Annotated in this window: 19 protein-coding genes and 1 tRNA gene; 15 read left to right on the top strand and 5 right to left on the bottom strand. The window is 73.0% G+C overall.

Features of this window, described 5'->3' with window-relative positions; all coding sequences use genetic code 11:
- Nucleotides 1-8: 8 nt before the first annotated feature.
- Nucleotides 9-281, bottom strand: coding sequence for a MoaD/ThiS family protein (locus tag ABD466_RS08200; protein WP_344656344.1), 273 nt, complete (start codon nt 279-281; stop codon nt 9-11).
- Between the two features lie 81 nt (nt 282-362).
- Nucleotides 363-461: a putative leader peptide gene (locus ABD466_RS08205; RefSeq protein WP_344656345.1), complete on the bottom strand. Its 99-nt coding sequence runs from the start codon at nt 459-461 to the stop codon at nt 363-365.
- Between the two features lie 121 nt (nt 462-582).
- Here ABD466_RS08205 and ABD466_RS08210 point away from each other — a divergent pair, with 121 nt between their 5' ends.
- Complete coding sequence (locus tag ABD466_RS08210; RefSeq protein ID WP_344656346.1) at nt 583-3,132, top strand: CHAT domain-containing WD40 repeat protein; 2,550 nt, start codon at nt 583-585, stop codon at nt 3,130-3,132.
- Nucleotides 3,133-3,206: 74 nt separating this feature from the next.
- On the opposite strand, the gene pgi is transcribed toward ABD466_RS08210, so the two are convergent.
- On the bottom strand, nt 3,207-4,844 hold the full coding sequence (gene pgi / locus ABD466_RS08215; protein ID WP_344656347.1) for a glucose-6-phosphate isomerase: 1,638 nt from the start codon (nt 4,842-4,844) through the stop codon (nt 3,207-3,209).
- 109 nt (nt 4,845-4,953) lie between these two features.
- Here pgi and ABD466_RS08220 point away from each other — a divergent pair, with 109 nt between their 5' ends.
- From ABD466_RS08220 to ABD466_RS08285, 14 genes are all read left to right on the top strand, one after another.
- Nucleotides 4,954-5,433 carry a hypothetical protein gene (locus ABD466_RS08220; RefSeq protein WP_344656348.1) on the top strand — a complete coding sequence of 160 codons (480 nt, stop codon included), beginning with the start codon at nt 4,954-4,956 and terminating at the stop codon, nt 5,431-5,433.
- Nucleotides 5,430-5,945: a tetratricopeptide repeat protein gene (locus tag ABD466_RS08225; protein WP_344656349.1), complete on the top strand. Its 516-nt coding sequence runs from the start codon at nt 5,430-5,432 to the stop codon at nt 5,943-5,945. The genes ABD466_RS08220 and ABD466_RS08225 overlap by 4 nt, the downstream gene beginning before the upstream one ends.
- A 108-nt stretch (nt 5,946-6,053) precedes the next feature.
- A complete protein-coding gene (locus ABD466_RS08230) occupies nt 6,054-6,917 on the top strand; it encodes a response regulator transcription factor (RefSeq protein WP_344656350.1) in 864 nt (287 codons plus the stop codon).
- A 315-nt stretch (nt 6,918-7,232) separates the two neighbouring features.
- Complete coding sequence (locus tag ABD466_RS08235; protein ID WP_344656391.1) at nt 7,233-8,384, top strand: HAMP domain-containing sensor histidine kinase; 1,152 nt, start codon at nt 7,233-7,235, stop codon at nt 8,382-8,384.
- Between the two features lie 242 nt (nt 8,385-8,626).
- Complete coding sequence (locus ABD466_RS08240; protein WP_425558582.1) at nt 8,627-12,397, top strand: multifunctional oxoglutarate decarboxylase/oxoglutarate dehydrogenase thiamine pyrophosphate-binding subunit/dihydrolipoyllysine-residue succinyltransferase subunit; 3,771 nt, start codon at nt 8,627-8,629, stop codon at nt 12,395-12,397.
- 82 nt (nt 12,398-12,479) lie between these two features.
- Nucleotides 12,480-12,656, top strand: a complete 177-nt coding sequence (locus ABD466_RS08245; RefSeq protein WP_344656352.1) for a DUF6104 family protein — start codon at nt 12,480-12,482, stop codon at nt 12,654-12,656.
- Nucleotides 12,657-12,743: 87 nt separating this feature from the next.
- Nucleotides 12,744-13,643 (top strand): DUF4097 family beta strand repeat-containing protein, encoded by a 900-nt coding sequence (locus tag ABD466_RS08250; RefSeq protein ID WP_344656353.1) that lies wholly within the window; start codon nt 12,744-12,746, stop codon nt 13,641-13,643.
- Nucleotides 13,644-14,498, top strand: a complete 855-nt coding sequence (locus ABD466_RS08255; RefSeq protein WP_344656354.1) for a PadR family transcriptional regulator — start codon at nt 13,644-13,646, stop codon at nt 14,496-14,498.
- Between the two features lie 99 nt (nt 14,499-14,597).
- Nucleotides 14,598-16,964, top strand: coding sequence for a hypothetical protein (locus tag ABD466_RS08260; protein ID WP_344656355.1), 2,367 nt, complete (start codon nt 14,598-14,600; stop codon nt 16,962-16,964).
- Nucleotides 16,965-17,100: 136 nt separating this feature from the next.
- Complete coding sequence (locus ABD466_RS08265) at nt 17,101-18,522, top strand: vWA domain-containing protein (protein ID WP_344656356.1); 1,422 nt, start codon at nt 17,101-17,103, stop codon at nt 18,520-18,522.
- Between the two features lie 152 nt (nt 18,523-18,674).
- Nucleotides 18,675-20,441 carry an AAA family ATPase gene (locus ABD466_RS08270; protein ID WP_344656392.1) on the top strand — a complete coding sequence of 589 codons (1,767 nt, stop codon included), beginning with the start codon at nt 18,675-18,677 and terminating at the stop codon, nt 20,439-20,441.
- A 2-nt stretch (nt 20,442-20,443) separates the two neighbouring features.
- Nucleotides 20,444-20,526, top strand: a tRNA-OTHER gene (locus ABD466_RS08275).
- Nucleotides 20,527-20,596: 70 nt separating this feature from the next.
- A complete protein-coding gene (locus tag ABD466_RS08280; protein WP_344656357.1) occupies nt 20,597-21,925 on the top strand; it encodes an SDR family NAD(P)-dependent oxidoreductase in 1,329 nt (442 codons plus the stop codon).
- On the top strand, nt 21,922-23,073 hold the full coding sequence (locus tag ABD466_RS08285) for a leucine-rich repeat domain-containing protein (RefSeq protein WP_344656358.1): 1,152 nt from the start codon (nt 21,922-21,924) through the stop codon (nt 23,071-23,073). The genes ABD466_RS08280 and ABD466_RS08285 overlap by 4 nt, the downstream gene beginning before the upstream one ends.
- 10 nt (nt 23,074-23,083) lie before the next feature.
- On the opposite strand, the gene ABD466_RS08290 is transcribed toward ABD466_RS08285, so the two are convergent.
- Together ABD466_RS08290 and ABD466_RS08295 are read right to left on the bottom strand one after the other, a co-directional pair.
- Nucleotides 23,084-24,025: a zinc-binding dehydrogenase gene (locus ABD466_RS08290; RefSeq protein WP_344656359.1), complete on the bottom strand. Its 942-nt coding sequence runs from the start codon at nt 24,023-24,025 to the stop codon at nt 23,084-23,086.
- A gap of 114 nt (nt 24,026-24,139) precedes the next feature.
- On the bottom strand, nt 24,140-26,554 hold the full coding sequence (locus ABD466_RS08295; RefSeq protein WP_425558583.1) for a HelD family protein: 2,415 nt from the start codon (nt 26,552-26,554) through the stop codon (nt 24,140-24,142).
- Between the last annotated feature and the right edge of the window lie 20 nt (nt 26,555-26,574).

Here is a 26,574-nt window from a genome sequence, read left to right on the forward strand (position 1 = left end):
GCCGCGGCTCAGCCGCCGGCGACGGCCGGCAGGACCGTGACCGCGTCGCCGTCCTCCAGCGGCGTGGCCAGGCCGCCGATGAAGCGCACGTCCTCGTCGTTCTTGTAGACGTTCACGAAGCGCCGCAGCTCGCCGTTGTCGAGCAGACGGTCCCCCAGGCCCGGGTGGCGGGCGTCGAGGTCGGTGATGAGCTCGGACAGGGTGGCGCCGGAGGCCTCGACGCGCTTGGCGCCGTCGGTGTAGGTGCGCAGGATGGTCGGGATCGACACAGAGACGGACATGGCCGGTCTTCTCCTTGGGAGGGAAAGGCGGAACGGGGCGGACGGGAGCGTACTGAGCTCGCGGAAAACAGGGAGGGAAGCTCAAACACTCCGGCGACACAGCGCGCTGGCCAGCCGGCCGAAGTCGACATGGCGGCGCGCGACGAGCAACACCGTCGGGTCCATGCCGGGAGAACGCATGTCCCCATGATATTCATCCCGGCTCGCGGCCCAACCCCGCTCCCGAGCGCTGAGACCCGCCGATATCATCGCGCTCACGGCGCGTTCGAGGGGGGCACACTCCGTGGCGACACAGGGCGCAGTGACACACGGCACAGCAGCACCGGGCACCTTCGAGTTCCTGATCGACGTCGGCGACCCGATCGCGGACGGCTACCGGCTCACCGTCGGCTACCCCGACCCCGACTCCCCCACCGGCACCGGCAGCCACACCGCCGTCGCGGCGCTGGACCCGGCCGACGCGGCACTGCGCGCCCAGCTGGCGATGCTGCCCACCATGGTGCTGGCCTCGGCGGCACGCTCCCGGCTCGCGGTGAGCCCGATGGAGCAGGCCGCGCGCACCGTCGGCGACCACCTGTTCCGCGCCCTGACCGGTGGCGAGACCCTGGGCGAGCTGGCCCGGCTGCGGCGCCGGGCCCTGGCCGCGGGCGCCGACGTGCGGATCGCGCTGCGCATCCGCCCGCCGGAGCTGGCCGCACTGCCGTGGGAGTTCCTGTTCGACGCCCGCGAGGACCGCCGCGAGTTCCTGGGCCGCGCGTGCATGGTGACGCGCAGCTCGGGCGACCTGCGCACGGTGCCGCCGCTGGCGGTGACCGGCCCGTTGCGGGTGCTGGCGATGGCGGCGACGCCGGGCGACCAGGCCGCGCTGGACGTCGAGCGCGAGCGGGCGTACCTGGAGGAGGCGCTGGCGCCGATGCGCGCCGCCGGCCTCCTGGAGCTGACCTGGGTCCCGGCGACGAAGCAGGCGCTGCTGGCCGAGACACAGCGCCGCCACTGGCACATCGTGCACTACATCGGCCATGGCGACTTCGACGCCGCGACCGGCGCGGGCCGCCTGGCCTTCGCCGCCGAGGACGGCGCCGGCACCGACTGGGTGACGGCGCGCCAGCTGGCCACGATCCTGGGCGCGCACCCCACGCTGCGCCTGGTGGTGCTGAACGCCTGCCAGTCGTCGGCGGGCAGCGCCGAGGACGGCCAGGCGGGCCTGGCGGCGGCCCTGGTGCACGCGGGCCTGGCGGCGGTGGTGGCGATGCAGTTCCCGATCACCGACGACGCCGCTCCGGTCTTCGGCCGCGAGTTCTACGGCGCGCTGGCCGCCGGAGAGCCGGTGGACCGGTGCGTGCGCGCCGGGCGGGCGGCGATCACGCTGGCCAATGACGCGAGCCTGGAGTGGGGCACGCCGGTCCTGCACCTGCGCAGCTCGGACGGGCTGTTGTTCACCGTGCCCGGCACCGCCGAGCACGCGGCCGGCGAGACGATCCGGACCCGGGTCGTCGAGCCCTGGCACACCGCGGACCCGCCGACCGATGCCGAGCCCTGGCGCCCCGACCCGGAGCCCGAGCCCCGGCCGGAGCCCCGGCAGCCCGCCGACCAGCCGCTGGGCGTCGACCGCGCCCTTCTCCAGCAGATCGGTATGGACCTGCTGGAGGCCACGGACAAGGTTCTCGGCCGGCACTATTCGGCGGAGCTGGTCGCGGACCTGGAGCGGATCGTCGCGGGGTATGTCGGCCTGCTCGGTCCCGATCATCCCTCCACCGTCTCGGCACAGAAGACGCTGCTCACCGCGCAGACGAAACTGGCCGGCTCCCGTCCCTCCGAAACGCCGCCCACCCCGCCGAGCCCGGCCCCGGCTCCGGCCGCCGAAGACACGGCCGAGGACTCGGAGGACCACTGGCGCAGCAAGACCACCCGCCGTGGCGCCGGCGAGCGCCCCAGCCGGGCCCCGCGCAGCTCGAAGGCGGTGGTGGCCACGCCGTCCGCCGAGTTCACGATCGGCGCGGACATCGTGTGCCTGACCTTCTCGTCGCGGCTCCTCGGGGTCGGCGACGGCGAGGGGTTCGCGCACATCGTCGAGAACGGGCGCGACGTCCGGACGTTCGCGAACGGTCCGCAGCGGCCCGTGCGGCAGGTCGTGATCAGTCCCACCGAGCAGAACGTGGTCTGCCTGCTCGGCTACGGCGACCGGCCGGACCGGCTCCGGTTCTGGACGGCGGCCGGCGTGCCGATGTCCCAGGACGGCGTGATCGCCAGCCACTTCGCCTTCCACCCCCGGCAGATGTTCGTCGCGGGCTCGGGCGGCCACGACCTGAGCCTGCGGCGCTACGAGGCGCCGTTCTCGCCCGTCATGCCCTACCGCGGGCTCGTCGAGATCGGCGACGTCGCCGTCAGCCCCGACGGCCGGTACGTCGCGGCGATCGGCGACCACCGGATCCTGGTGTGGAGCGCGTTCAACGGCGAAGTGGCCGTGTCGTTCCCCGCCCCGGAGGCCCGCCTGGAGCTGGGCATCCAGTTCAGCCCGGACAGCGGCTCGCTGTTCGCCTCGCACACCCGGTCCGGGCTGATCCGCTGCGACCTCGCCACCGAGCGGTCCACGCCCTGTGCGCTGCCGGCGCTGGCCGACCAGCGCCCGGTGTGGTCGCTCGCGCCGAGCGGCCTGGCGGTCGGCACGCCGTTTTACGGCGACGCGGGCGCCGCGAGCTTCTGGGACGTCGCGTGGCCGGACATCGACCTGGGCCGGTTGCCCGACGAGGTGTGCCCGACGGTGCGGCCCGCGTTCGACCCGACCGGGAAGCACCTCGCGGTGGCGCTGCCGGACCGCAGGACGGTGCGGATCTACGCCCTCGAACACTGATGTGACGCGACCGGGCCCGCCGCCGCCCGAAGGCGCCGACGGGCCCGGTGTGAACAGCCCTGGGGAAGCTCCGGCTACTTCCCGGCGACCCGGTCCGCCCGGTACCGCTCGATCGCCGCGTTCGTCGACGAGTCGTGGTGCAGCTCCGCTTCCGAGGACAGCTCCGGCTCGATCTTCTTCGCCAGCACCTTGCCGAGCTCGACGCCCCACTGGTCGAACGAGTCGATGTCCCACACCGCTCCCTGGACGAACACCTTGTGCTCGTAGAGCGCGACCAGCTGCCCCAGCACCGAGGGGGTGAGGCGGGGCGCGGTGAGGGTGGTGGTCGGGTGGTTGCCGCGGAAGGTGCGGTGCGGGACCTGGGCGGCGGGGACGCCCTCGGCCTCGACCTGCTCGCGGGTCTTGCCGAAGGCCAGGGCCTCGGTCTGGGCGAAGAAGTTGGCCATCAGCGCGTCCTGCTGACCGAACGGGTCGGTGCCCTCGACCGCCCGGTCGAAGCCGATGAAGTCGGCCGGGATCAGCGCGGTGCCCTGGTGGATGAGCTGGTAGTAGGCGTGCTGGCCGTTGGTGCCGGGGGTGCCCCAGACGACCGGGCCGGTCTGCCACTCCACCGGCTCGCCGTCGCGGCGCGTGGACTTGCCGTTGGACTCCATGTCCAGCTGCTGCAGGTACGCGGTGAACTTCGACAGGTAGTGCGAGTAGGGCAGGACCGCGAGGGTCTGCGCGTCCCAGAAGTCGCGGTACCAGATGCCGATCAGGCCCATCAGCAGCGGAAGGTTCCGCTCCGCCGGCGCGGTGCGGAAGTGCTCGTCGACGGTGTGGAAGCCGTGGAGCATCTCCTCGAAGCGCTCCGGGCCGATGGCGATCATCAGGGACAGGCCGATCGCCGAGTCGTAGGAGTAGCGGCCGCCGACCCAGTCCCAGAACCCGAACATGTTGGCGGTGTCGATGCCGAACGCGGCCACGGCCTCGCCGTTGGTCGACACCGCCACGAAGTGCCTGGCGATCGCCGTCTCGTCGCCGCCCAGGCCCGCGAGCAGCCACTTCTTGGCCGACGTCGCGTTGGTGATGGTCTCGACCGTGGTGAAGGTCTTCGAGGAGATGACGAACAGCGTCTCCTCCGGGTCCAGGTCGTACGTGGCCTCGTACAGGTCGGCGCCGTCGACGTTGGAGACGAAGCGGAACTGCATGTCGCGCTTGGTGTAGGCGCGCAGTGCCTCGTACGCCATCGCCGGCCCCAGGTCCGAGCCGCCGATGCCGATGTTCACCACGGTCTTGATCCGCTTGCCGGTGGCGCCGGTCCACTCCCCGCTGCGCACCCGCGAGGCGAACGCCGCCATGCGGTGCAGGACCTCGTGCACGCCCGGGACCACGTCCTCGCCGTCCACCTCGATGCGCTCGGTGGCCGGCGCGCGCAGGGCGACGTGCAGCACCGCGCGGTCCTCGGTGAGGTTGATCTTGTCTCCGGCGAACATCCGGTCGCGCAGCTCGAACACGCCCCGGGCCCGGGCCAGGTCCAGCAGCAGCCGCAGCGTCTCGTCGCTCACCAGGTGCTTGGAGTAGTCCACCGACAGGTCGCCGGCCTGCGCGAAGTACCGCTCGGCCCGGCCCGGATCGGCGTCGAACAGCTCCCGCAGGTCCACCTTGTCGAACTCCGCGCGGTGCGCCTCCAGCGCCTTCCACTGCGGCAGTTCGGTGAGCTTCTCGGTCATCGGGCGTCCTCCTAGCGACGTGCCTGTCGTCCCTCCGAGACCCTATCGCCGCGCACGGCTCCGGGCCTCGCGGCTGCGGTGAACACCGGGCGTCGCGAGAATATTGCCCATGACGGTCTTCTCCGACGACGAGACGGCAGAGCTCGAACAGGCGGCCTGGCATCGCGACATGGCGAAGCGCACCTACAACGCGACGTGGGCCCTGATCGACCAGCCGGTCCGCAGCCCCGAGGAGGACCGCCGGATGTTGCTGCTCGCCTGCGCCTCCCGCGTCCATTGGGGTGAGGCCGGGGGCGCGCGCGAACACGCCATCGGCGACTGGCAGGTCGGCCACGTCCTGGCTCTGCTCGGCGACGGCGCGCTGTCCCTGTCGTTCGCCCGCCAGGCCCTGGCCACGGTCGAGGCGCACGGCTGGACCGACTTCACGCTGGCCTCGGCTTACGAGGGCGTCGCCCGCGCCTACGCGGCGCTCGGCGACGCGGCCGGGCGCGAGGAGTACGCGGCGAAGTGCCGCGAGGCGCTGGCGGCCCTGCCTCCCGAGGACCGCGAGGCAATCGCCGGCCAGCTCGCGACCGTCCCGCAGCCATGACCACCTCCGCGGGCGACCGGGACGCGCGCCTGGCCGAGGCCGTGGCCCTGCGGGCGAGCGGCGACGAGGCGAAGCGGCGGCACGCCAGGGAGCTGCTGATCGCGCTGTCGGCCGAGCTGCCGGACGACGCCGAGGTCGCGTATCAGACCGCGTGGGTCCACGACGTGCTGGGCCTGGAGGCTGAGGCCGTGCCGTTCTACGAACGCGCACTCGCCGGCTCCGGCCTGCCCGAACCCGACCGACGCGGCGCCCGGCTCGGGCATGCCAGCACCCTGCGGAGCCTGGGCCGGTATCCGGAGGCGGTCGAGGCGTTCCGCGCCGGGCTCGCCGAGTTCCCCGACGACAACGCTCTGCGGACTTTCCTGGCGATGGCGCTGTACAACGTCGGCGAGCACCACGAGGCGATGCGGACGCTGCTGGAGACGCTCGCCGCGACGAGCGCCGATCCGTGGATCCAGCGCTACCGGCCGGCGATCGAGCACTACGCCCGGGATCTGGACGCGGTGGGCTGAAGCTCGTCACCTCGGTCGCATCTGTCACACCCGTCACTCGTGTGCCGAAAATGTGCGCGTTGCGTCACCTCTCGGGGGCCTCGACCGGCCCTTGCCTATTCTGATCCGGTGACCAGTGATTCAGCGGCGCGAAGCGTCTCCTCGACGAGCGGTGGCGGGAGACGGGTGGGCATTCTCGTCGTCGAGGACGAACCGACCTTGGGCGAGGCGATCGCCGCGCGGCTGCGGGCCGAGGGCTTCGCCACTCATCTGGCCGGGGACGGGCCGTCCGCCGTGCGGATCGCGCAGGAGCAGGCTCCGGATCTGATCGTGCTGGACGTGATGCTGCCGGGATTCGACGGGCTGGAGGTCTGCCGCCGCATCCAGGCCGAGCGGGCCGTGCCGGTGCTGATGGTCACCGCGCGGGACGACGAGAGCGACCTGATCGAAGGGCTGCGCACCGGCGCCGACGACTATCTGACCAAGCCGTTCTCCATGCGGGAGCTGATCGCGCGCGTGCACGCGCTGCTGCGCCGGGTGGAGCGGGCCACCGAGCTCGGGGCCACCGCGGCCCACGGCGAGAGCGCCGTCGGCACCGGCTTCGGGCCCGGCACTTCCACGCCGCGCGCGCCCCGCCCGCTGCGCTTCGTGGCGGTCGGCGGCTCCGGGCCCCGCGTCCTGGAGATCGACCCGGCACAGCGCCGGGTCCGGACCGGGGCGGGCCGGGAGCAGGACGAGGCACACCTGACGCCGACCGAGTTCGACCTGCTCGCCTGCCTGGCGGGCCAGCCCCGCACGGTTCTGAGCCGTGAGAAGCTGCTGGCCGAGGTGTGGGACTGGATGGACGCCTCCGGCACCCGCACCGTGGACAGCCACGTGAAGGCGGTACGGCGCAAGATCGGCGCGGACTGGATCCGCACCGTGCACGGGGTCGGGTACGCGCTGGAGGCCGAGCCCGCGGCCGAGGAGCCGCTGGAACCGGCCGGGCGATGACCGGATGAGCGGACGAGCATGAGCACGAACACCGGCCACCAGCACGAGCAGGCCGCGGCGGCCCGCGGCGGCTACCAGGCGGTCTCGCCGAACCAAGGCGAACGGCAGGATCACCAGGACTACCAGGGCCACCAGGGCCACCAGGGCCAGGATCACCCGGATCACCAGAACCACCCGGATCACCGGGATCACACGGATCACCCGGATCACCAAAACCAAGCTGACCGTCCCGGCCGGCAGCCGCCCCGCGATCGGCCCCGCCGCCGCTGGCCCCTCCCCTCGCTCGTCAACCGCCTGCACGGCCGGCGCGCCCAGATGACCGTCGGCGCCCGCAAGGTCGGCGGCACCGTCATCGACCGGGCGCGCGAGGTCCGGCCGCTGGACCGGTTCCACAGCATCAAGGTCAAGCTCGGCGTGCTGGTCGTCGCCTCGGTGTCGGTGGCCGGCTGTTTCACCGCGATCGGCGTGTCGGCCGGCATCCAGGCGCGCTACGTGGTCAGCGTCGCGGTGATCCTGTCGCTGATCGTGACCCAGATCCTGGCGCACGGTATGACCAGCCCCCTGCGGTCCATGGCCGACGCCGTCGAGCGCATCGCCCGCGGTGACTACAGCCGCCGCGTCACCACCGCCACCTCCCGGGACGAGGTGGGCCAGCTGGCCGCCGCCTTCAACCTGATGGCCGCCGACCTGGAGGCGGTGGACCGGCAGCGCAAGGAGCTGATCGCCAACGTCTCGCACGAGCTGCGCACCCCGATCTCGGCGCTGCGGGCGGTGCTGGAGAACGTGGTCGACGGCGTCACCGAGCCGGATCCGCCGACCATGCGCCTGGCCCTGGAGCAGGCCGAGCGGCTGGGCCGGCTGGTGACCACGCTGCTGGACCTGTCGCGGATCGACGCCGGCGCGGTCGCGCTGGACCGGGAGGACGTGGGGCTGGAGGAGTTCCTGGGCACCGTGGCGCGGGAGGCCACGGTGAAGATGCTGGCCCGCGGCGACGGCGCGGGCGGGAGCGGCGCGGGCGGCGGCGCGCGCCCGAAGACGGTGGTCGACGTCGTCCCGGCCTCGCTGACGGTCCGCGCCGACCGGGAGCGTCTGCACCAGGTGGCGGCCAACCTGCTGGACAACGCGGTGCGGCACTCCCCGCCGGACGGCACCGTGACGCTGCGGGCCCGGCGGCTGGAGGCCGGGGGCGTCCGGGTCGAGGTCTGCGACCAGGGCCCGGGCATCCCGCCCGGCGAGCGGGTCCGGGTCTTCGACCGTTTCGACCGAGGCTCGCGGCAGGCCGCCGACGGCGGCACCGGACTGGGGCTGGCGATCGCCCGCTGGGTGGTGGATCTGCACGGCGGCCGGATCTCGGTGGCCGAACCCGCCGAGTGCGGCGCGGGGCCGGCGGTCCCGGGCGGGGCGCCGGGGGCGGGGGCGGGGGCGTCCGGTTCGCCGGGATGTGTCATCCGCGTCGATCTGCCGTAACCCGGGGGAATCCGGGTACCCGAAGGGATGTGAATCTGGTCACTCCGGACCAGGCGGCGTAGTCAGATGGAGGGATTTTCCGTCGTTCACCGGTGTGATCAGTGCCTCTAACCCGAGGCGCGCCTGCACGAACCCCCTATACCGGCGTACCCTGGATGACCGCTATGACGTCCACGTTCCGACCCGTTCGTGGACGCTGTGCACTCCTATACGCACCCACGCGGAAGAGGGCGGAAACCGCCGTGTCGCCACAGCCGTCGCAGCAGGCACCCACCGATCAGACTGCCGGTACCCCGGGTTCGACGCCGGGACACACCCTGGCCGAGTTCGGCCCGAACGAGTGGCTGGTGGACGAGATCTACCAGCAGTTCCTGCGCGACCCGGAGAGTGTGGACCGTGCGTGGTGGGACTTCTTCAACGACTACCAGCCCACGGACAGCTCTGCCGCCGCGCAGGCTCTTGCCCCCGTTGCGAAGGTTGATAACCCCGAAGTGACTGTGACCTCCGACACGTCGGCCACCACACCCGCCGCGGCCGTTCCGGCGCCCGCCGCACCCGCGCGACCGGCCCCGGCCGCCTCCTCCGAGACCCCCGCGGCCCCGGCCGCGCCGGCCGCCCCGGTGCAGGTCCCGCGGGACGCGGCCACCACCGCCGCCCCGGCGGTGGCCGGCACCGCGGCCGCCACCACGGCGGTGCTGAAGGGCCCGGCGGCCCGCGTGGTCACGAACATGGAGGCCTCGCTGGAGGTGCCGACCGCGACCAGCGTGCGGGCCGTGCCGGCCAAGCTGCTGATCGACAACCGCGTGGTGATCAACAACCACCTGAAGCGGGCCCGCGGCGGCAAGGTCTCGTTCACCCACATCATCGGCTACGCCCTGGTGCAGGCGCTCAAGGCGATGCCGTCGATGAACAACTCGTACACCACCGAGAACGGCAAGCCCGCGGTGGTGACCCCGGCGCACGTCAACGTGGGCCTGGCCATCGACCAGGTGAAGCCGGACGGCACCCGGCAGCTGCTGGTGCCGAGCATCAAGGGCGCCGAGCTCATGGACTTCCGCGAGTTCTGGCAGGCCTACGAGGACGTGGTGCGCCGGGCCCGGGGCAACAAGCTGACCCCGGACGACTTCGCCGGCACCACGGTCTCGCTGACCAACCCGGGCACCATCGGCACCGTGCACTCGGTGCCGCGCCTGATGAAGGGCCAGGGCACGATCCTGGGCGTGGGCGCCATGGAGTACCCGGCCGAGTACGCCGGCTCCTCCGAGGAGACCCTGGCCCGGCTCGCGGTCAGCAAGATCATGACCCTGACCTCGACCTACGACCACCGGATCATCCAGGGCGCGCAGTCCGGCGACTTCCTGCGGATCATCCACCAGCTGCTGCTGGGCGAGGACGGGTTCTACGACAAGGTCTTCGAGTCGCTGCGGATCCCGTACGAGCCGGTCCGCTGGGTCCAGGACATCAGCGCCTCGCACGAGGACGACATCAACAAGACCGCGCGCGTGCAGGAGCTCATCGAGTCCTACCGCACCCGCGGCCACCTGATGGCGGACACCGACCCGCTGGAGTACAAGCAGCGCCGGCACCCGGACCTGGACGTGGTCAGCCACGGCCTGACCCTGTGGGACCTGGAGCGCGAGTTCGCCACCGGCGGCTTCGGCGGCAAGAAGCTGATGAAGCTGCGGGACGTGCTGGGCGTGCTGCGCGACTCCTACTGCCGCACCATCGGCATCGAGTACATGCACATCCAGTCCCCGGACGAGCGCAAGTGGATCCAGGACCGGGTGGAGCACGGCTACGCCAAGCCGGAGCGCGCCGAGCAGCTGCGGATCCTGGAGCGGCTGAACGCCGCCGAGGCGTTCGAGACCTTCCTGCAGGTCAAGTTCATGGGCCAGAAGCGGTTCTCGCTGGAGGGCGGCGAGTCCGCCATCCCGCTGCTCGGCGAGATCCTCTCCGACGCCGCCCGGACCGGCCTGGACGAGGTCGCGATCGGCATGGCGCACCGCGGCCGGCTCAACGTGCTGACGAACATCGTCGGCAAGGAGTACGCCGAGGTGTTCCGGGAGTTCGAGGGCAACCTGGACCCCAAGAGCATGCACGGCTCCGGCGACGTGAAGTACCACCTGGGCGCCACCGGCACCTACACCGCGCTGGACGGCTCGACGATCACGGTCTCGCTGGCGGCCAACCCGTCGCACCTGGAGACCGTGGACCCGGTGCTGGAGGGCACCGTCCGGGCCAAGCAGGACATCATCGACAAGGCCTCGGCCGGGTTCACGGTGCTGCCGCTGCTGATCCACGGCGACGCCGCCTTCGCCGGCCAGGGCGTGGTGGCCGAGACCCTGAACCTGTCGCAGCTGCGCGGCTACCGCACCGGCGGCACCGTGCACCTGGTGATCAACAACCAGGTCGGGTTCACCACCTCGCCGACCTCCTCGCGGTCCTCGATCTACGCCACCGACGTGGCGCGGATGATCGAGGCGCCGATCTTCCACGTGAACGGCGACGACCCCGAGGCCTGCGTGCGGGTGGCGCAGCTGGCGTTCGACTACCGCCAGGCGTTCAACAAGGACGTCGTCATCGACATGATCTGCTACCGCCGCCGCGGCCACAACGAGGGCGACGACCCGTCGATGACGCAGCCGCTGATGTACAACCTCATCGAGGCCAAGCGCAGCGTCCGCAAGCTCTACACCGAGGCCCTGATCGGGCGCGGCGACATCACCCTGGAAGAGGCCGAGGAGGCCCTGCGCAACTACCAGGGCCAGCTGGAGCGGGTTTTCGCGGAGACCAAGGAGGTCTCCAAGGCCCCGGTGTCGGCGACCTTCGCGGTGGACGTGCAGCCCTACCCGGCGCAGGTGGAGACCGCGATCACCGAGCAGACGGTCAAGGTCATCGCCGACTCCCAGGTCTCGCTGCCGGACGGCTTCACCCCGCACACCAAGGTGCTGCAGCCGCTGCAGAAGCGGGCGCAGATGGTCACCGACAACACCATCGACTGGGGCATGGGCGAGACCCTGGCCTTCGGCTCGCTGCTGATGGAGGGCGTGCCGGTGCGGCTGGCCGGCCAGGACTCCCGGCGCGGCACCTTCGTGCAGCGCCAGCACGTCCTGGTGGACCGGGAGAACGCCTCGGAGTACACCCCGCTGTCCAACCTGACCCCGGACCAGGCCAAGTACACGGTCTACGACTCGCTGCTGAGCGAGTACGCGGCGCTGGGCTTCGAGTACGGCTACTCGGTGGCCCGGCCCAACGCCCTGGTGCTGTGGGAGGCGCAGTTCGGCGACTTCGTCAACGGCGCGCAGTCGGTGATCGACGAGTACATCTCCTCCGGCGAGCAGAAGTGGGGCCAGCGCTCCGGCGTGGTGCTGCTGCTGCCGCACGGCTACGAGGGCCAGGGCCCGGACCACTCCTCGGCCCGCCCGGAGCGGTTCCTGCAGCTGTGCGCGCAGAACAACATGACGGTGGCGATGCCCTCCACCCCGGCGTCCTACTTCCACCTGCTGCGCTGGCAGGTGCACAACCCGGCGCACAAGCCGCTGGTGGTGTTCACCCCGAAGTCGATGCTGCGGCTGAAGGACGCGGTCTCGCCGGTGTCCGACTTCACCTCGGGCCGCTTCGAGCCGGTGCTGCCGGACGTCACGGTCGACCCGGCCGGCGTGCGCCGAGTGCTGCTGGTCTCCGGCAAGCTCTACTGGGAGCTGGCGGCCAAGCGGCGCAAGGACGGCATCACCGACACCGCGATCATCCGGGTGGAGCGGCTGCACCCGCTGCCGGCCGCCGAGATCGCCGCGGCGCTCGCCTCCTACGGCCCGGACGTGGACCTGCGCTGGGTCCAGGAGGAGCCGGCCAACCAGGGCATGTGGCCGTTCATCGCGATGAACCTGCCGGCGGCGCTGGGCCGGGGCCTGACCGTGGTCTCCCGGGCGGCGGCGTCCTCGCCGGCCGTGGGCTCGGCCAAGCGGCACAACGTGGAGCAGGCGCAGCTGGTCGAGGACGCTTTCACCGGCTGACATCCGTGATCGCATAGCAGGGTTCTGGGTGGGATCCGCGCCGTGGCGCGGATCCCACCCTTTCGTCTAGGAGGAAGACGCGATGTACTTCACTGACCGGGGGATCGAGGAGCTGGAGAAGCGGCGCGGGGACGAGGAGGTGTCGCTGGGCTGGCTCGCCGAACAACTGCGCACGTTCACCGACCTGAACCCGGAGTTCGAGGCCGCGGTGGACCGGCTGGCCACCTGGCTGGCGCGGTTGGACGACGAGGAGGATTAGCGCCGGGCGCACGTCGCTTGCTTAGTCCAGCAACGCGATATATCGTCTCCAACAGAGACGCGATACATCGTGAAAGGGCCGAAGGCGATGACGAGACACGAGCTGCGCGAGCCGGAGCGGCTCGCCTTCGAGGGCGTCCACCGGCTGAAGGTGGTCAGCACCTCCGGCAAGGTCGACGTCGTGGGGGCCGGCCAGGACGGGGCGGCCCTGGTCGACGTGACCCGGATCAAGGGTGACGAGCCGGTCGTCGTCGAGGACGAGGACGGCGAGCTGGTCGTGCGGCACGGCGAGTTCAAGCCCAACGTGCTGGGCTGGCTGATGCACGGACGCAGGATCGAGGCCGACATCTCGATCCAGGTGCCGCCGGACTGCCTGGTGGACGTCACCGTGGTCTCCGGGCCGCTGGTGGTCTCGAACCTGCACGAGCGCACCCGGGTGCAGGGGGTCTCCGGGGAGATCACGCTGGCCCAGCTGCACGGCCCGACCGACGTCAAGACCGTGTCCGGGCCGATCACCGCGGAGAGCGTCACCGACGACCTGAGCGCGCACACCGTCTCCGGCGCGATCACCGTGATGGCGCTCGGCGCCGGCAACACGATCAAGGCCGGCACCACCTCCGGCGCGATCACCGTGGACCTGGAGGACGGCACCGACGCCCCGCGGCTGGACCTGAACGTGGTCTCCGGCGCGGTCATCGTCCGGGCCCCCGAGGACGCCAACCTGGACGTGGACATGTCCACCATGAGCGGACGCACCGTCACCACCTTCGACGGCCTGCAGGACCAGGCGCGGTTCGGCAGCCGGCAGATCCCGTTCGCCAAGCCCCGGCAGCTGTCCGGCCGGCTGGGCACCGGGGCGGGCCGGCTGCGGGCCCGGGCCGTGTCGGGGGACATGACGCTGCTGAGGAGGGCCGTCGACCCCGGCCTGAAGGACTCGGGCGCGGACGACGCCGTCGGGGGACACGACACTGCTGGAGAGGACCTTTAGATGGCACCCGTCTTCGGACACGGACGGCTGCGGTTGTACCTGTTGAAGCTGCTCGCCGAGAGCCCCAAGCACGGGTACGAGATCATCCAGCAGCTCAAGGAACGGTTCCAGGGCCTGTACGCGCCCAGCGCCGGCACGGTCTACCCGCGGCTGTCGCGTCTGGAGAGCGAGGGCCTGATCCGGCACGAGACCGACGAGCGCGGGCGCAAGGTGTACCACATCACCGACGCCGGCCGCGCCGAGCTGGAGTCCCGCGCCGACGACATGGCGGCGCTGGAGGCCGAGATCCGGGAGTCCGTGAGCAGCCTCGCCGAGGAGATCCGCGACGAGGTCAAGGAGTCCGCCCGCCACATCCAGGAGGAACTGCGCGCCGCCGCCGCGGAGGCCCGCTCGGAGTCGTCGAAGCGCCCCACTTACGACGCCGGCAGCATGGGCAGAGGCCACCAGGGCGAGCGCCACGGTTCCGAAAGGGCATCGACGCACCCCCCGGCCGACCGCTCGCAGTGGAGCAAGGACGAGTGGCGGGAGTGGAAGCGCGCCCAGCACGACTGGAAGGAACAGTGGAAGGACCAGTGGGCCGCGCAGTGGCGCGAGCACTGGCAGGACGAGGCCGCGCGCTGGCAGCGGGTGGCGCAGGACAGCGTCGACGACTGGACCGGCCGGCGCAGCCGCGACCGGGCGGACCGGGAGCAGCTGGACGAGCTGCGCTCGACGTTCCTGCACTTCCGCGACGAGATCCGGACCATGGCGCGGGAGCGGCGGCCGGACATCCCGGTGACGCAGGACCAGCTGGCCGCGGCCCGTGAGGTGCTGGAGCGCGCCGCGCGGGAGCTGCGGGACATCTTCCGGGGCTGACGGTCCCGGTTGCGAGGGGGTGGCGGCGCGCGCCGGGGACACGATGCCCCGGCGCGCTCCGTCGTATCCGTGCGGCATCATGGCGTGCGGGAGGGAGCCATGGTGATCGTCGCAGGGTTGATCGACGCGCTGCATTACGCGGGGTGGGACGACGTGCCAACGGTGCTCGGCGCCCTCGGGGACGCGGAGCTGGCTGCGGGGGTCGCGAGTGCGGCGCTGCCCATCGGGGTCGCGGTGAGCGACTTCGTCCTGGCGCGGGCCGCGGACGGCGGCGGTACCGGCGCGGTGGAGGACAAGGGCTCGGCCGCGCTGCTCGCCCTGACGCGTCGGGCGCTCGCGGACGAGACGGTCGCGGACCCCGACGCCGTGCTGCGGGCGCTGATCCGGTTGGCCGATCCGGCGGTGGACGAGCTGCTGTTCCGGGACGACCTGGCGCCGCGTCCGCGGGACTGGGTTCTGCGCGCGGTGCTGCGGGACCGCCGGGGTGCGGACGGCCGGCCAATGATCGCGCCGGGCGTCGACCGGTTCGTACGGAGGCAGGTGCACCGCATCGAGCGCCGTCTGGCCGGCTACGACCATCCGCATCCGGCGCGGATCGAGCGGCTGCTGCTGGACGCCGCGCTGTTCGCCGACGATCCGGACCTGGCCGCGTTCGCCCTGCCGCTGGGCATCCGGCTGCGCAGCCTGACCGGCGTCGCGAGGGCGTTGCAGACACTGCGCGATCACCGGCGGCTGGACGATGTGTGGACCGGCGGGCTGCGGGCGATGGTGGCCGAGGCGGCCTCCGACGACTCGCAGTACCGGTACAGCCAGTGGCAGGCGGTTCTCCTCCTCGGTGACGAGGGCACCTCCGCGAACCTCCGCTATCTCCTCCAGCGCTCCCAGTCGAACGCCCTGCCGCCGCCGGCCGACGACGCGGACCGGTGGACCGCCCCGAACGTCGCGTCGCAGCACTATGACCTGGACTGGGACAGCGTCCTGTCCTTCGCGAAGGTGCTCGGCGACGGTGACGAGGGCACGCAGGCCGCCCAGATGACGTCACGCGGGCTGGATGAGGCGTCCGCCCGCGAGGACATCCCCGAGAGCGCGCGCGTCCTGCTTGAGGAGCACTATCCGCGGGCCGTGTACTGGACGGCGCGGCCGGGTGTCGCGGCCGTGATCTGCGCCGCGGTCGACACCCGCGAGCTGAACCCCCCGGCCCGCCACTTCGGTCTGCGCGAGCTGCTGCGCCGCGGCCTGCTGCACGGCTCCCTGAGCGCGCGCGACGTGATGGAGTACGCGGCCCCGGCGTCGGCCGTGCTGGCCCTGGCGACCCCCGTCCCGCCGGGTCTGACGGAGTACTACACGGCGAAGGGTGACAACAGCTTCGCCCCGCACAACTCCCGGATTCCCTCCGAAGCCGAGGAGCGCTATCAGGCGGACCTGCGCGCTGCGGCCGCCGAGGCGATCGGCCCGGATCCGGCGCGTTGGCTCAAGGTGCTGACCCGCGTCGGCGCCTGGGAGGACAGCCTGACCGAGCTGGTCCGCGCGGTCGACGACGGCGTGGGCCTGCCGGCCCGGCGCGCCGACCGCTGGCCGCGCGGGGTCGATCCGGCCGCGGTGTTGCTGGAGATCGCGCCGGAGGGAGTGGTCGATCGGCTGCTGGCGGCCGCCGCGGTGGCCGGCGGGCCGGCGGACGGCGCCGAGCGGCCTGCTGCATCTCCCGATCGGGAGACCCGAGCCCTCCTCGGCGTCCTCACCCGCATCCTCGACCGCGGCCCGGTTCCCCGCCGCCTCCTCGACCACGCCCTCGGTCCGCACGGCACGCCGGCGATGCGGCTGGCCGCGGCCCGCAACCCGGCGGCGACCGGGGGGACGCTGTGGCGGCTCGCGGACCGGGAGCCGGCGGAGCCGCAGGTGCTGGCGGCGGTGTATCTGCATCCGCTGGCGTCGCGGGAGCTGCGGGTTGCGGCGGTGGTGCGGTCGGAGGCGGCCGGAGGGCTCTATCCGGGGCTGATACGGCGGCTGGTGACCCGCGACGCCGAGCCCGGCCTGTTGCTCCCCGCGCTGGAGTCGCGGTCGCCGGAGGTGCTGCACACCGTGTTGCGGCGAGGCGGCCGCGTGATCGAGACCGATCGCCGGATCGCCGCGTACGCCCGGCTCGCCGAGGCCGCGGGGCCCGAGCCGGTGTGGGCGCTGGAGCTGGAGCGCGCCGGCAGCCTGGAGCGCATGCACGACGCCGTCCGCGCCTCGATGGCCGCCCACGACGACGCCCCGCTCCAGGCGGCGGCCGCGGGAGTCGAGACGCGGCACCCCGAGCGCGTCACAAGGGCCTGGGACGCCGCCTTCCACCCCACCCGGCCCGACACCGCCGAGCGGGTCCGGGCGCTCCTCGACGGGCACCCCGGGCGCTGGCTGCGGATGCTGGAGACCGGCGCGTCGCTGTACGGCCTGCTCGACGAGCTGGAGGCCGGGGCAGCCCTATGAACGGCTTCGTTCACCGGCTCGGGAATGAGACTGTGGACCAAACGGTTCGACCGGCGGAGCGCGGCGTACGAGACTTGCACCGGGGACCGGTCGGCCGTCCGGTCCGCGAGGGTACCGCGCAGGAGGGCGACGACGCATGAAGTCCGGCGATTCCGACCGCCGCTCCCGCCGCCTGCCGGTGAACGCCACCGACCGCCGGGCGCTGGCCGACTGGCGGCCCGCCGACCCGGCGACGATCGCCGAGGCGGTCCGGCTGAAGGAGGCCGCGCTCGTCGACTTCGGGATGGAGTCCTCGGCGATCGCCGGCTGGATCTACTCCAAGTGCGCCCACCAGATCCCCACGACGGCCATCGAGACGGCGGCGGTCATGGCCTCCGGCGACGGTTCCTGCCTGCTGCTGTTCAACCCCGAGTTCTTCGTCAAGCTCGGGCTGGACGGCGTGAAGTTCGTGCTCTTCCACGAGGCGCGGCACCTGATCCAGCGGCACCTGTTCACCGAGCCGGAGCTGCGTGAGGACCCGGTCTTCGACATCGCCATCGAGTCCACCATCAACCACGTCGCGCTGACCCGGCTGCGCCGCGACGCGCTGCCGCGGGTGGACGGCGAGTCCACCGGCATCGATCCGCGCGACGTGTTCCGGCGCTACCACGCCGACCTCACCGAGCAGGGCCTGAAGCCGTTCGACTACGAGGACTTCATCCGGACCGACATGGGCTGCTACACCGAGCTGAGCCGGATGAAGGATCCGCCGGCGCCGCCGCCGCTGTGCGTCCACGAGCTGCTCCAGGAGCTGCAGGACGAGCTCGCCGACCCGGAGACCATCGAGCGGATCGGCAACGAGGTGCTGGCGAACGTGCTGCTGGCCGGCAAGCGCGGGGTGCGGGCGGCGCGCGAGGAGCTGCTGGACCTCATCGACCGCACCGACGGCGCCACCGACCGGCTGTCCAAGCTGTGGGGCGACCTGGGCGCCGGGATCATCCGCGGCCAGACCCAGCGCACCCGGCGGGTGGACTGGTGGCAGCGCTGGCTGGTGGACGTGCTGGCCTCCAAACTGGCCGAGGGCGAGCGGCTGATCTACCCGAAGAAGCGCGGGGCGGTGCTGGCCGCGCTCGGCGAGGACCCGACCCTGTCCCGGCGCGGCCGGGAGCACAAGCGGGTGGTGGCGATCGCCGTCGACGCCTCCGGATCCATGCCGGACCCGGTCCTGGACTGGATCTCCTCGCTGGTCGGCCAGCTGGACGGGGTGGAGGCGCACTGGCTGTCGTTCGACGGCGTGGTGGCGCCGTTCGAGCCCGGCCAGTCGCTGGTCGGCGGCGGCGGGACCAGCTTCCAGGTCGTCGCGGACTATCTGGAGGGCCGCACGCCGGCGGACCGGGACGGGGAGGTGTTCGACGAGACGCTGGACGCCGTCATCATGGTGACCGACGGTTTCGCCCCGCACATCACGCCGGCCGAACCGGACAAGTGGATCTGGCTGATCACCGAACACGGTGACGACTGGCCCGAGCACCACACGCCGCAGATGGCCTGTCACAAGGTACGAACGGGGGACCGTTGAGCGAGCACACCGTGAACCACGCCGCGCACCACACCCGCGCGGGGGACGAGGACCTCGGCCTCGACCCCGCCGAGGCCGCGGTGCCCGGCGCGCGCGGCGGCGACGGGAAGGGCGCGGCGCGGCCCTCGGCGCTGGAGGCGTTCATCGACGCGATGATCGACCTGGGCCAGACCGGGCAGGTCTTCGGCGAGCACGGCATCGGCAAGACCGCCACCTTCGCCTCGCACATCAGGCGCGCCTACGAGGACACCGAGCTGGTCTACGTCCCGGCGGCCAACCTGGCGCCCGACGACCTGCTGGTGAACGCGCCGGTGCGGGACCCGCGCAGCGGCGAGCTGGTGCTGCGGCAGCTGGTGATGCGCCAGCTGAAGCCGGGCCGCCGGTTCGTGCTGCTGATCGACGACTCGCTGCAGGCCGGCCCGGCGATCCAGTCGCAGCTGATGCAGATCGCCTGCAACTGGACCCTGGGCGAGCACGACCTGCGGGCGCTGGGCTGCATCGGCGTGTTCCTGGCCGACAACGAGTCGCTGGCCGAGACCGCGGCGCGCCGCAGCGACTTCGCGATCCTGGACCGGATGGTGACGATCCGGGTCACCGCCAACGACACCGCCTGGCGGGACGCGCTGCGGCGCCGGTTCGGGCAGTTCGACCTGACCGGGGTGTTCCGGGTGTGGGCGTCGCAGCCCCCGGAGATCCGGCGGCTGCTGTCGCCGCGCACCCTGGAGCACATCCTGGCCAACGCCGCCGAGGGCTTCCCGCTGGTCTGGGGCCTGCCGCTGCTCAACGGCGCGCGGCTGCGGCTCGCGCTGCCGGCCGGCGAGGGCGGCCGCACCAAGGAGGTGGACCGCACCGCGGAGATCCTGGACGCGATCGCCGCGGCCCTGGGCGTGCCGAACCGCGCCACCGTCGCCGACCCGGTGCGGCGCCTGGTGCGGGCCGCGCTGAAGAACCGCTGGGCGGTGCTGGTCCAGGGCCCGCCCGGCTGCGGCAAGACCGAGCTGGTGCGCGCCATGGTGCAGGAGGGCCTGCGCCGCGACCCGCTGTACTTCTCGCTGCCGGTGACCAGCGTCGAGGACCTGTGCGCGCCGGTCCCCTCCCCCGACGGCACCCTCGACAACCTGCTGGCCGCCGGCTTCACCGGCGACGAGCCGAAGGTCGTGGTCTGGGACGAGTACAACCGGCCGAAGGACAAGGCGGCGTTCGCCCGGCTGATGGAGATCACCCAGGAGTGGTCGGTGGCCGGCCGGCCGATCCGGAACCTGCGGGCCCAGATAGCCCTGCAGAACCCGCCCTACCACGTGGGCCGCAAACTGCTGGTCTCGCGCAACAACATCGCGCAGGCCACCCGGTTCACCGCCTCGCTGGACATCACGCCGGAGGACATCCCGGCCAACGAGTGGCTGATCGCCCGCTACGGCTCGGTCGCCGAGACCGTGCTGGAGTGGTGGAAGAACGACATCGACGACGAGGGCCGCGCCTGGATCACCAAGCGCACCCTGGAGCGGCTGATCCGGCTGCACGGCCGCGGCCTGCCGCTGCAGCACGGCCTGGTCTACCTCGGCGACGGCGAGTACGCGCCGGTGCCGTTGGGCGCGCTGACCGCGCGGCTGGCCGGATCGCAGCGCACCGGCCTGAAGGAGCTGGCCGCCGACGTCGGCGTCTGGGAGGAGCGGCTGGCCCGGGCCCTGGCCGGCAACGCGGAGGGCGACGACGCCTCGGACGTGGTGCACCAGGTGTTCGCCAACGCCGAGCTGTCGCAGCTGCAGAAACAGCGCGAGGTGGTGATCCGGCTCGCCGCGCATCTGCCGCCGAAGCTGCGCGCCACCTACCTGGTCGGGGCCTCCGAGGAGGCGCAGGCGTTCTGGGTCGGCATCCTCGCGGCTTGCCGGGCACGCCAGGCTTCCGCCAGGATTCCGTGAGCGGCCCCGTAGCGCAGAGGCAGGCGCACCGCTCTGAACGACACAAGCGACGCGGGGAACGCCGGTTCGAATCCGGCCGGGGCCACCGATGTCACCGCCACCGCCACCGCCACTGTCACGATGGACGGGGCGGGAGCGGGACAGGGGGCTGAGACATGAACGCGGACGAGCTGAGCCGCGCGCTGTCCGCGCTCGCCACGCTGCCCGCCGACGATCCGGTGCGGCTGCGAGTGGAGCGGGTCGCCGAGTCCCTGATCCGCGACGGCCGGAAGCAGCGCCAGCGCGAGCGGCGGCTGGGGCGGGAGGCGGCGGACCGCGAGCTGCTGGCGGCCACGACGACCGGGGCGCCCGACCGCCGGGAGGACACCCCGCTCCCGGAGAACACCGGGGCGGTCGGTGTCCTGTCCCGCCAGCGGCGCTGCTACGTCTGCAAGCGGAAATACGGCGAGGTGTCCGCGTTCTACCACCAGCTGTGCCCGGAGTGCGCGGCCGAGAACCTGGCGTGGCGCTCGGCGCGCACGCCGCTGGACGGCCGGCGCGCGCTGGTCACCGGCGGCCGGGTGAAGATCGGCTTCCAGGTGGCGCTGATGCTGCTGCGCGACGGGGCGGCGGTGCGGGTGGTGACGCGGTTCCCGCACGACGCCGTGCGCCGCTTCCGGGCGGTCGAGGACAGCCCGAAGTGGCTGGACCGGCTCACCGTCACCGGCCTCGATCTGCGCGATCCGCGGCAGGTGGTCGAACTCTGCGATGACCTGCTCGCCGCCGGGGAGCCGCTGGACATCCTGATCAACAACGCCGCCCAGACGGTGCGGCGGCCCGAGGCCTCCTACGCGCCGCTGGTCGCGGCCGAGCGGCGGGCGGCGGCGGAGCTGGGCGCGGTCGGCCCGCCGCGCGAGCTGGCGCCGATCGCCGGGTACCGCGAGGTGCGCGCCTCCCCCGCTTCGCAGAGCTCCGAGTCGCTCGCGGGGGTCGACGAGAACGGGCTGCTGCCCGATCCCTCGCCGCGCAACTCGTGGTCGGCCGAACTCGGCGACCTGGACCCGGTCGAGCTGCTCGAGGTCCACCTCGTGAACGCGATCGCGCCCACGCTGCTGGCCGACCGGCTGCTGCCGCTGCTGACCGGCTCGCCCTTCCCGCGGCGGTACATCGTCAACGTCACGGCCGTGGAGGGCCGCTTCGAGGTGCGGAACAAGACAGCGGGGCACCCGCACACCAACATGGCGAAGGCCGCTCTCAACATGCTGACCCGCACCAGCGCCGAGGCGCTGGCGGCCCGCGGCGTCTACCTGAGCAGCGTCGACACCGGTTGGATCACCGACGAGAAGCCGCTGCCGGCCAAGGCCCGCCACGCCCGGACCGGCTGGCGCACGCCGCTGGACATCGTCGACGGCGCGGCCCGGATCTACCACCCGATCGTCAGCGGCGAGGGCGGCGCACCGCTGTTCGGCGTGTTCCTCAAGGACTACCGGGCGGTGGCGTGGTGACCGGCTTCGAGCCGCGGCCGCCCGAGGAGCTGGCGCCGGTCCTGGCCTGGCTCCGCCGCGGCGAGGCGGTCCGTGCCCGCACCGACTTCCCGTCCGGCACCGCCCTGCCGGACGGCCGCCTGGACATGTGCAAGCAGGACCTCGGGCCGCTCGGCGCCGCCGCGGTCGCCGAGGCCCTGCCCGAGGGCGGCGGGCCGGTGAAGCATCTGCTGCTCGGCACCGACGGCCTCGGGGACGGCGGCGCGGCGGCGGTCGCGCCCAAGGCGGTGGCCGCGAAGGTGGAGACGCTGTACCTGGGCTGCAACGACATCGGCGGCGGCGGGGTCTGCGAGATCGCGGGCCGGCTGATCGCGTCGCCCGGGGTGGTGAAGGCGCTCTGGCTGAAACGGAACCCCGTCGGCCCGGACGGCGTGCGTGCGGTCGCCGAGACGGTGCGCGCCGGAGCCGCGCTGCGGACGATCGACCTGACGCAGACCGGGATGGCGGTCGGGGACGTCGCCGTGCTGGTGGACGCGATGATCGAGGCGGGCGACGGGGCCCACGCCGTCGAGCGGCTGTACCTGAGCGGCAACCGGCTCGGGCCCGACGGCGCCCGCGAGGTGGCGCGGCTGCTGGCGGCCGGCGCGGTCACAGAGCTCTACATGTCGGCGGCGTTCCTCGGCGATCCGGGCGCGCGCGTGCTGGCCGAGGCTCTGCGGGGGGCACCGGCGGGTGTCCTGCGGCGGCTGTCGGTCGCGAGCAACGGCATCGGTCCGGCGGCCCTGGCCGAGCTGATAGCGGCGGCCGCCGGTGCGGGTGTCGAGCTCTTCGACGCGGCGCGGGTGAAGGCCGCCGCGGTGCTGGGCGCCGCGGACAACCTGCTCGATGAGGCGGGCGCCGCTGTCGTCGCCGAAGCACTCACCGGCCGGCACCGCCTCGGCTACCTCGACCTGCGCCACACCGAGATCGGCAGCCGCGGCGCGCTCCGCCTGCTCGACGGCGCCCAGCGTGCCGCCACCCCGACCCGCTTCATGCTCGGCAACGGTATCGCGAAGCGCGTCAAGCGGGAGCTGTCCGCCCTCGCCGTCGACGTCCCGGCCTCAGTGTTCGAGGTCGCGCCGGACATCAGGGCGATCCGCAGCGTCTACCGGACCGCCCCGCCCGCCTAGCCGTCGCGTCTCAGAGCGTGAAGACGATCTTGCCGAACGCCTCGCCCTCTTCCATCCGCTCGAACCCGGCCCGCGCCTGCGCCAGCGGGGACACCGAGTCGACCACCGGCCGCACGCCGGTCGCCTCGCACATCCGCACCAGCGCTTTCAGCTCGTCCAGCGAGCCCATCGTGGAACCGACCACGCGCAGCTGCAGGAAGAAGATGCGCGTCAGCTCGGCCGGGGGCATCGCGCCGGAGGTGGCGCCGGAGATCACGATGGTGCCCTCCGGGCGCAGCGACTTCACCGAGTGCGCCCAGGTCGCGGCGCCGACCGTCTCCATCACCGCGTCCACGCGCTCCGGCAGGCGCGCACCGGACTCGAACACCGCGTGCGCTCCGAGCTCCAGGGCCCGGGCGCGCTTCTCCTCGCTGCGGGACGTCGCCCACACCCGGAACCCGGCCGCGCGGGCCAGCACGATCAGCGCCGTCGCCACACCGCCGCCGGCGCCCTGGACCAGGACCGTGTCGCCGGGGCGCAGGCCGGAGTTGCGGAACAGCATCCGGTACGCGGTCAGCCAGGCCGTCGGCAGGCACGCCGCCTGCTCCCAGCTCAGCGCGGCGGGCTTGGGCACCAGGTTGGCGGTCGGGACCAGCACCCGCTCGGCGAAGGTGCCGTCGTAGGCCTCGGTGAGGATCGAGGGCTCGCCGTCCCGGGGGTCGATCACCGAGTGGATCAGGACCTCGGTGCCGTCCTCGGTGACGCCGGCGCCGTCGCAGCCCAGGATCATCGGGAGCTTGTCCTCGGTGATGCCGACGCCGCGCAGGGTCCACAGGTCGTGGTGGTTCAGGGCCGCCGCCTTCACCGTGACGACGGTCCAGCCGGGCCGCGGCGCGGGCTCGGGGCGCTCCCCGAGTTCGAGGCCGGAGAGCGGGTCCTTGGGGTCGATGCGCACGGCGCTCACAGCGAACATGCCGCCGAGCATAGACGCCGGGGAGGCCGCCGGCCGTGGTGCTGTGCGCGCCGTCACGGACCGAGCGGCGGCGCGCACAGCGAACGGGTGTCAGTCCTCGCGTCAGTCCTCGTGTCAGTCCTCGGACTCCACGATCACGAGTCGGCGCGTGGCCCGGGTCAGCGCGACGTACAGGTCGTTCTCACCGTGCGGATCGGCGGCGGCGACGGCGTCCGGCTCGACCACCAGCACCGTGTCGAACTCCAGGCCCTTGGCCTGCCGCACCGGCAGCACGACCGTGCGCCGCTCCAGGTCCGGGTCCTGGCCGAACCCGGCGTCCGGCAGCTTCGCGGCGACCGCCGCCGCCACGTCCGCCGCCAGCTCGGCCGGGGCCAGCACCGCCAGCCGCCCGGTGTCGCCCCCGTCGGTGCCGGTCCCGGCGGCCAGCGCCGCGTCCTCCCGGGCCGCCAGCTCGGCGACCCGCTCGACGAGCTCAGCCGCCGGCACCGGAACCCTGCGCGGCTCCTCACCGCTGGACCGCACCGAACGCGGCGGCGTCAGGCCCGGATCGATCCGGCGCAGCACCTCGGCCGCCACCGCCATGATCTCCGCGGGCGTGCGGTAGTTGACCGTCAGCTCCGCCAGCCGCCACCGGTCCTCGACGTGCGGGGCCAGCATCTCCGCCCAGGACGCCGCGCCGGCCGGGTCGCCGGTCTGCGCCACGTCCCCGACCAGCGTCATCGACCGGGCCGGGCAGCGCCGCATCAGCAGCCGCCAGGCCATCGGCGACAGCTCCTGCGCCTCGTCCACGATGACGTGCCCGAAGGTCCAGGTCCGGTCGGCCATGGCCCGCTCGGCCACGCTGCGCGCGTCCTCCTCCTCGAACCGCTCGGCCAGCATCTCGGCCGAGACCAGGTCCACGGCGGTGACGATCTCCTCGCGCGGGTCCTCCAGGTCGATCGACCGCGAGCCCTCGGCCACCTCCAGCGCGCCCTGCGCGTAGGCGATCCGGGCCCGCCGCGCCGCCTCGGCGCGCCGCGCGGCCGCCGCGGTGTCGACGTCGCCGAGCAGCTCCGCGGCCTCGTCCAGGAGCGGGATGTCGGCCGCGGACCAGCCGCCGGGGGTGCGCAGCAGCAGATCGAGCTCGGCGTCCGTCAGCACCGGGGCGCCGTCCGCGGCCCCCGCGAGCCCGGCCGCCTCGTCGGCGGCCTCACGCAGCAGCTCCGGCGTCGCGAACAGCTCGGCGAGCAGCCGCTGCGGCGTCAGCTGCGGCCACAGCCAGTCCAGCGCCTCCTGCACGCTCGGCTCCTCGGCCAGCGCCTCCGCGACCCGGGTCCGGTCCTCGCGGCCCAGGAACACGCCGTCGGCCATGTCCGCCGGCTCCTCGCCGAGCTCGGCGGCGATCAGGTTGACCAGCGCGAGCGTCTCCTGCCGGTGCGGGTCGTCGTTCAGCCGGTCCACGACCTGTCCGGCCAGCGCGTCGATGATGTGCTCGGCGAAGGCCCGGCGCCCGAAGTTCGGCAGCCGGTGCGCGGTCCGCCCGGCCTCCCGCGCCGCGACGCAGGTCTCCCGCTCCAGCCGGTACTTCACGCCCTCGTACACGACCTCCAGCGCGTCCTCCGGCACCCGCTGGCGGGCCCGCACCGCGCCGGCGATCAGGTCCGCCATCACCGCGCGGCCCTTCACCTCGGCGACCTCCGGCGCGTCCACGCGGGAGGCCCGCACGCCCGGGAACAGCTCGCCGACGGTCGCCAGCACGGCGCTCGTCTCCCCCAGCGCCGGCAGCACGTGCGAGACGTACCGCAGGAACGTCGGGTTCGGCCCGACGATCAGCACCCCGCGCTTCACCAGCCGCTCGCGGTAGGTGTAGAGCAGGTACGCGGCCCGGTGCAGCGCGACCGCGGTCTTGCCGGTCCCGGGACCGCCCTGGACCACCAGCACACCGCGCAGCTCCGACCGGATCGCGTGGTCCTGCTCGGCCTGGATGGTCTCCACCACGTCGCGCATCCGGCCGGTGCGCCCGGCGGTCAGCGCGGCCAGCAGCGCGCCCTCGCCGACCAGCCCGGAGTCCTCGCCGTCGACCGCCACGTCCAGGTCCAGCACGTCGTCGTCGAGCCCGACGACGGTCCGGAACCGCGTGCGGATGCTGCGCCGCCGCCGCACGCCCTGGGGCGCGGCGGAGGTCGCCACGTAGAACGGCCGCGCCGCCGGGGCGCGCCAGTCCAGCAGCAGGGGCTCGAAGTCGCCGTCGTCGTCGAGGATCCCGATCCGGCCGATGTAGCGGCGCTCGCCGGAGTCCAGATCGAGCCTCCCGAAGCAGAGCCCTTCCTCGGCGGCGTCCAGCTGCGCCAGCCGCCCGGCGCCGGCCGTGGCGAACGTGTCGCGCTCGGTCCGGGCCTGCTGGGTGCCGCCGTGCTCGGTCCGCAGGACTCCGGCGAGCTGGTCCCCGGCCCGCACGCGCAGGGCGTCGAGGCGGGCGTACAAGAGGTTCAGGTACTGCTGCTCATGAAAGATTTCGTCCGTACCCCTTGACAAAACGCCTCCCGACATTCTAGATTCGGGGCATAACC

The sequence above is a fragment of the Catenulispora subtropica genome (assembly GCF_039531675.1).
GTDB classification, from domain to species: Bacteria; Actinomycetota; Actinomycetes; order Streptomycetales; family Catenulisporaceae; genus Catenulispora; species Catenulispora subtropica.

Excerpts from the sequence above, each read along its gene's own strand:
- ABD466_RS08200 (WP_344656344.1), bottom strand. The coding sequence starts at position 281 with ATGTCCGTCTCTGTGTCGATCCCGACCATCCTGCGCACCTACACCGAC.
- ABD466_RS08205 (WP_344656345.1), bottom strand. The coding sequence starts at position 461 with ATGCGTTCTCCCGGCATGGACCCGACGGTGTTGCTCGTCGCGCGCCGC.
- pgi (WP_344656347.1), bottom strand. The coding sequence starts at position 4,844 with ATGACCGAGAAGCTCACCGAACTGCCGCAGTGGAAGGCGCTGGAGGCG.
- ABD466_RS08220 (WP_344656348.1), top strand. The coding sequence starts at position 4,954 with ATGACGGTCTTCTCCGACGACGAGACGGCAGAGCTCGAACAGGCGGCC.
- ABD466_RS08225 (WP_344656349.1), top strand. The coding sequence starts at position 5,430 with ATGACCACCTCCGCGGGCGACCGGGACGCGCGCCTGGCCGAGGCCGTG.
- ABD466_RS08235 (WP_344656391.1), top strand. The coding sequence starts at position 7,233 with ATGACCGTCGGCGCCCGCAAGGTCGGCGGCACCGTCATCGACCGGGCG.
- ABD466_RS08245 (WP_344656352.1), top strand. The coding sequence starts at position 12,480 with ATGTACTTCACTGACCGGGGGATCGAGGAGCTGGAGAAGCGGCGCGGG.
- ABD466_RS08250 (WP_344656353.1), top strand. The coding sequence starts at position 12,744 with ATGACGAGACACGAGCTGCGCGAGCCGGAGCGGCTCGCCTTCGAGGGC.
- ABD466_RS08255 (WP_344656354.1), top strand. The coding sequence starts at position 13,644 with ATGGCACCCGTCTTCGGACACGGACGGCTGCGGTTGTACCTGTTGAAG.
- ABD466_RS08260 (WP_344656355.1), top strand. The coding sequence starts at position 14,598 with ATGGTGATCGTCGCAGGGTTGATCGACGCGCTGCATTACGCGGGGTGG.
- ABD466_RS08265 (WP_344656356.1), top strand. The coding sequence starts at position 17,101 with ATGAAGTCCGGCGATTCCGACCGCCGCTCCCGCCGCCTGCCGGTGAAC.
- ABD466_RS08270 (WP_344656392.1), top strand. The coding sequence starts at position 18,675 with ATGATCGACCTGGGCCAGACCGGGCAGGTCTTCGGCGAGCACGGCATC.
- ABD466_RS08280 (WP_344656357.1), top strand. The coding sequence starts at position 20,597 with ATGAACGCGGACGAGCTGAGCCGCGCGCTGTCCGCGCTCGCCACGCTG.
- ABD466_RS08290 (WP_344656359.1), bottom strand. The coding sequence starts at position 24,025 with ATGTTCGCTGTGAGCGCCGTGCGCATCGACCCCAAGGACCCGCTCTCC.
- ABD466_RS08295 (WP_425558583.1), bottom strand. The coding sequence starts at position 26,554 with ATGTCGGGAGGCGTTTTGTCAAGGGGTACGGACGAAATCTTTCATGAG.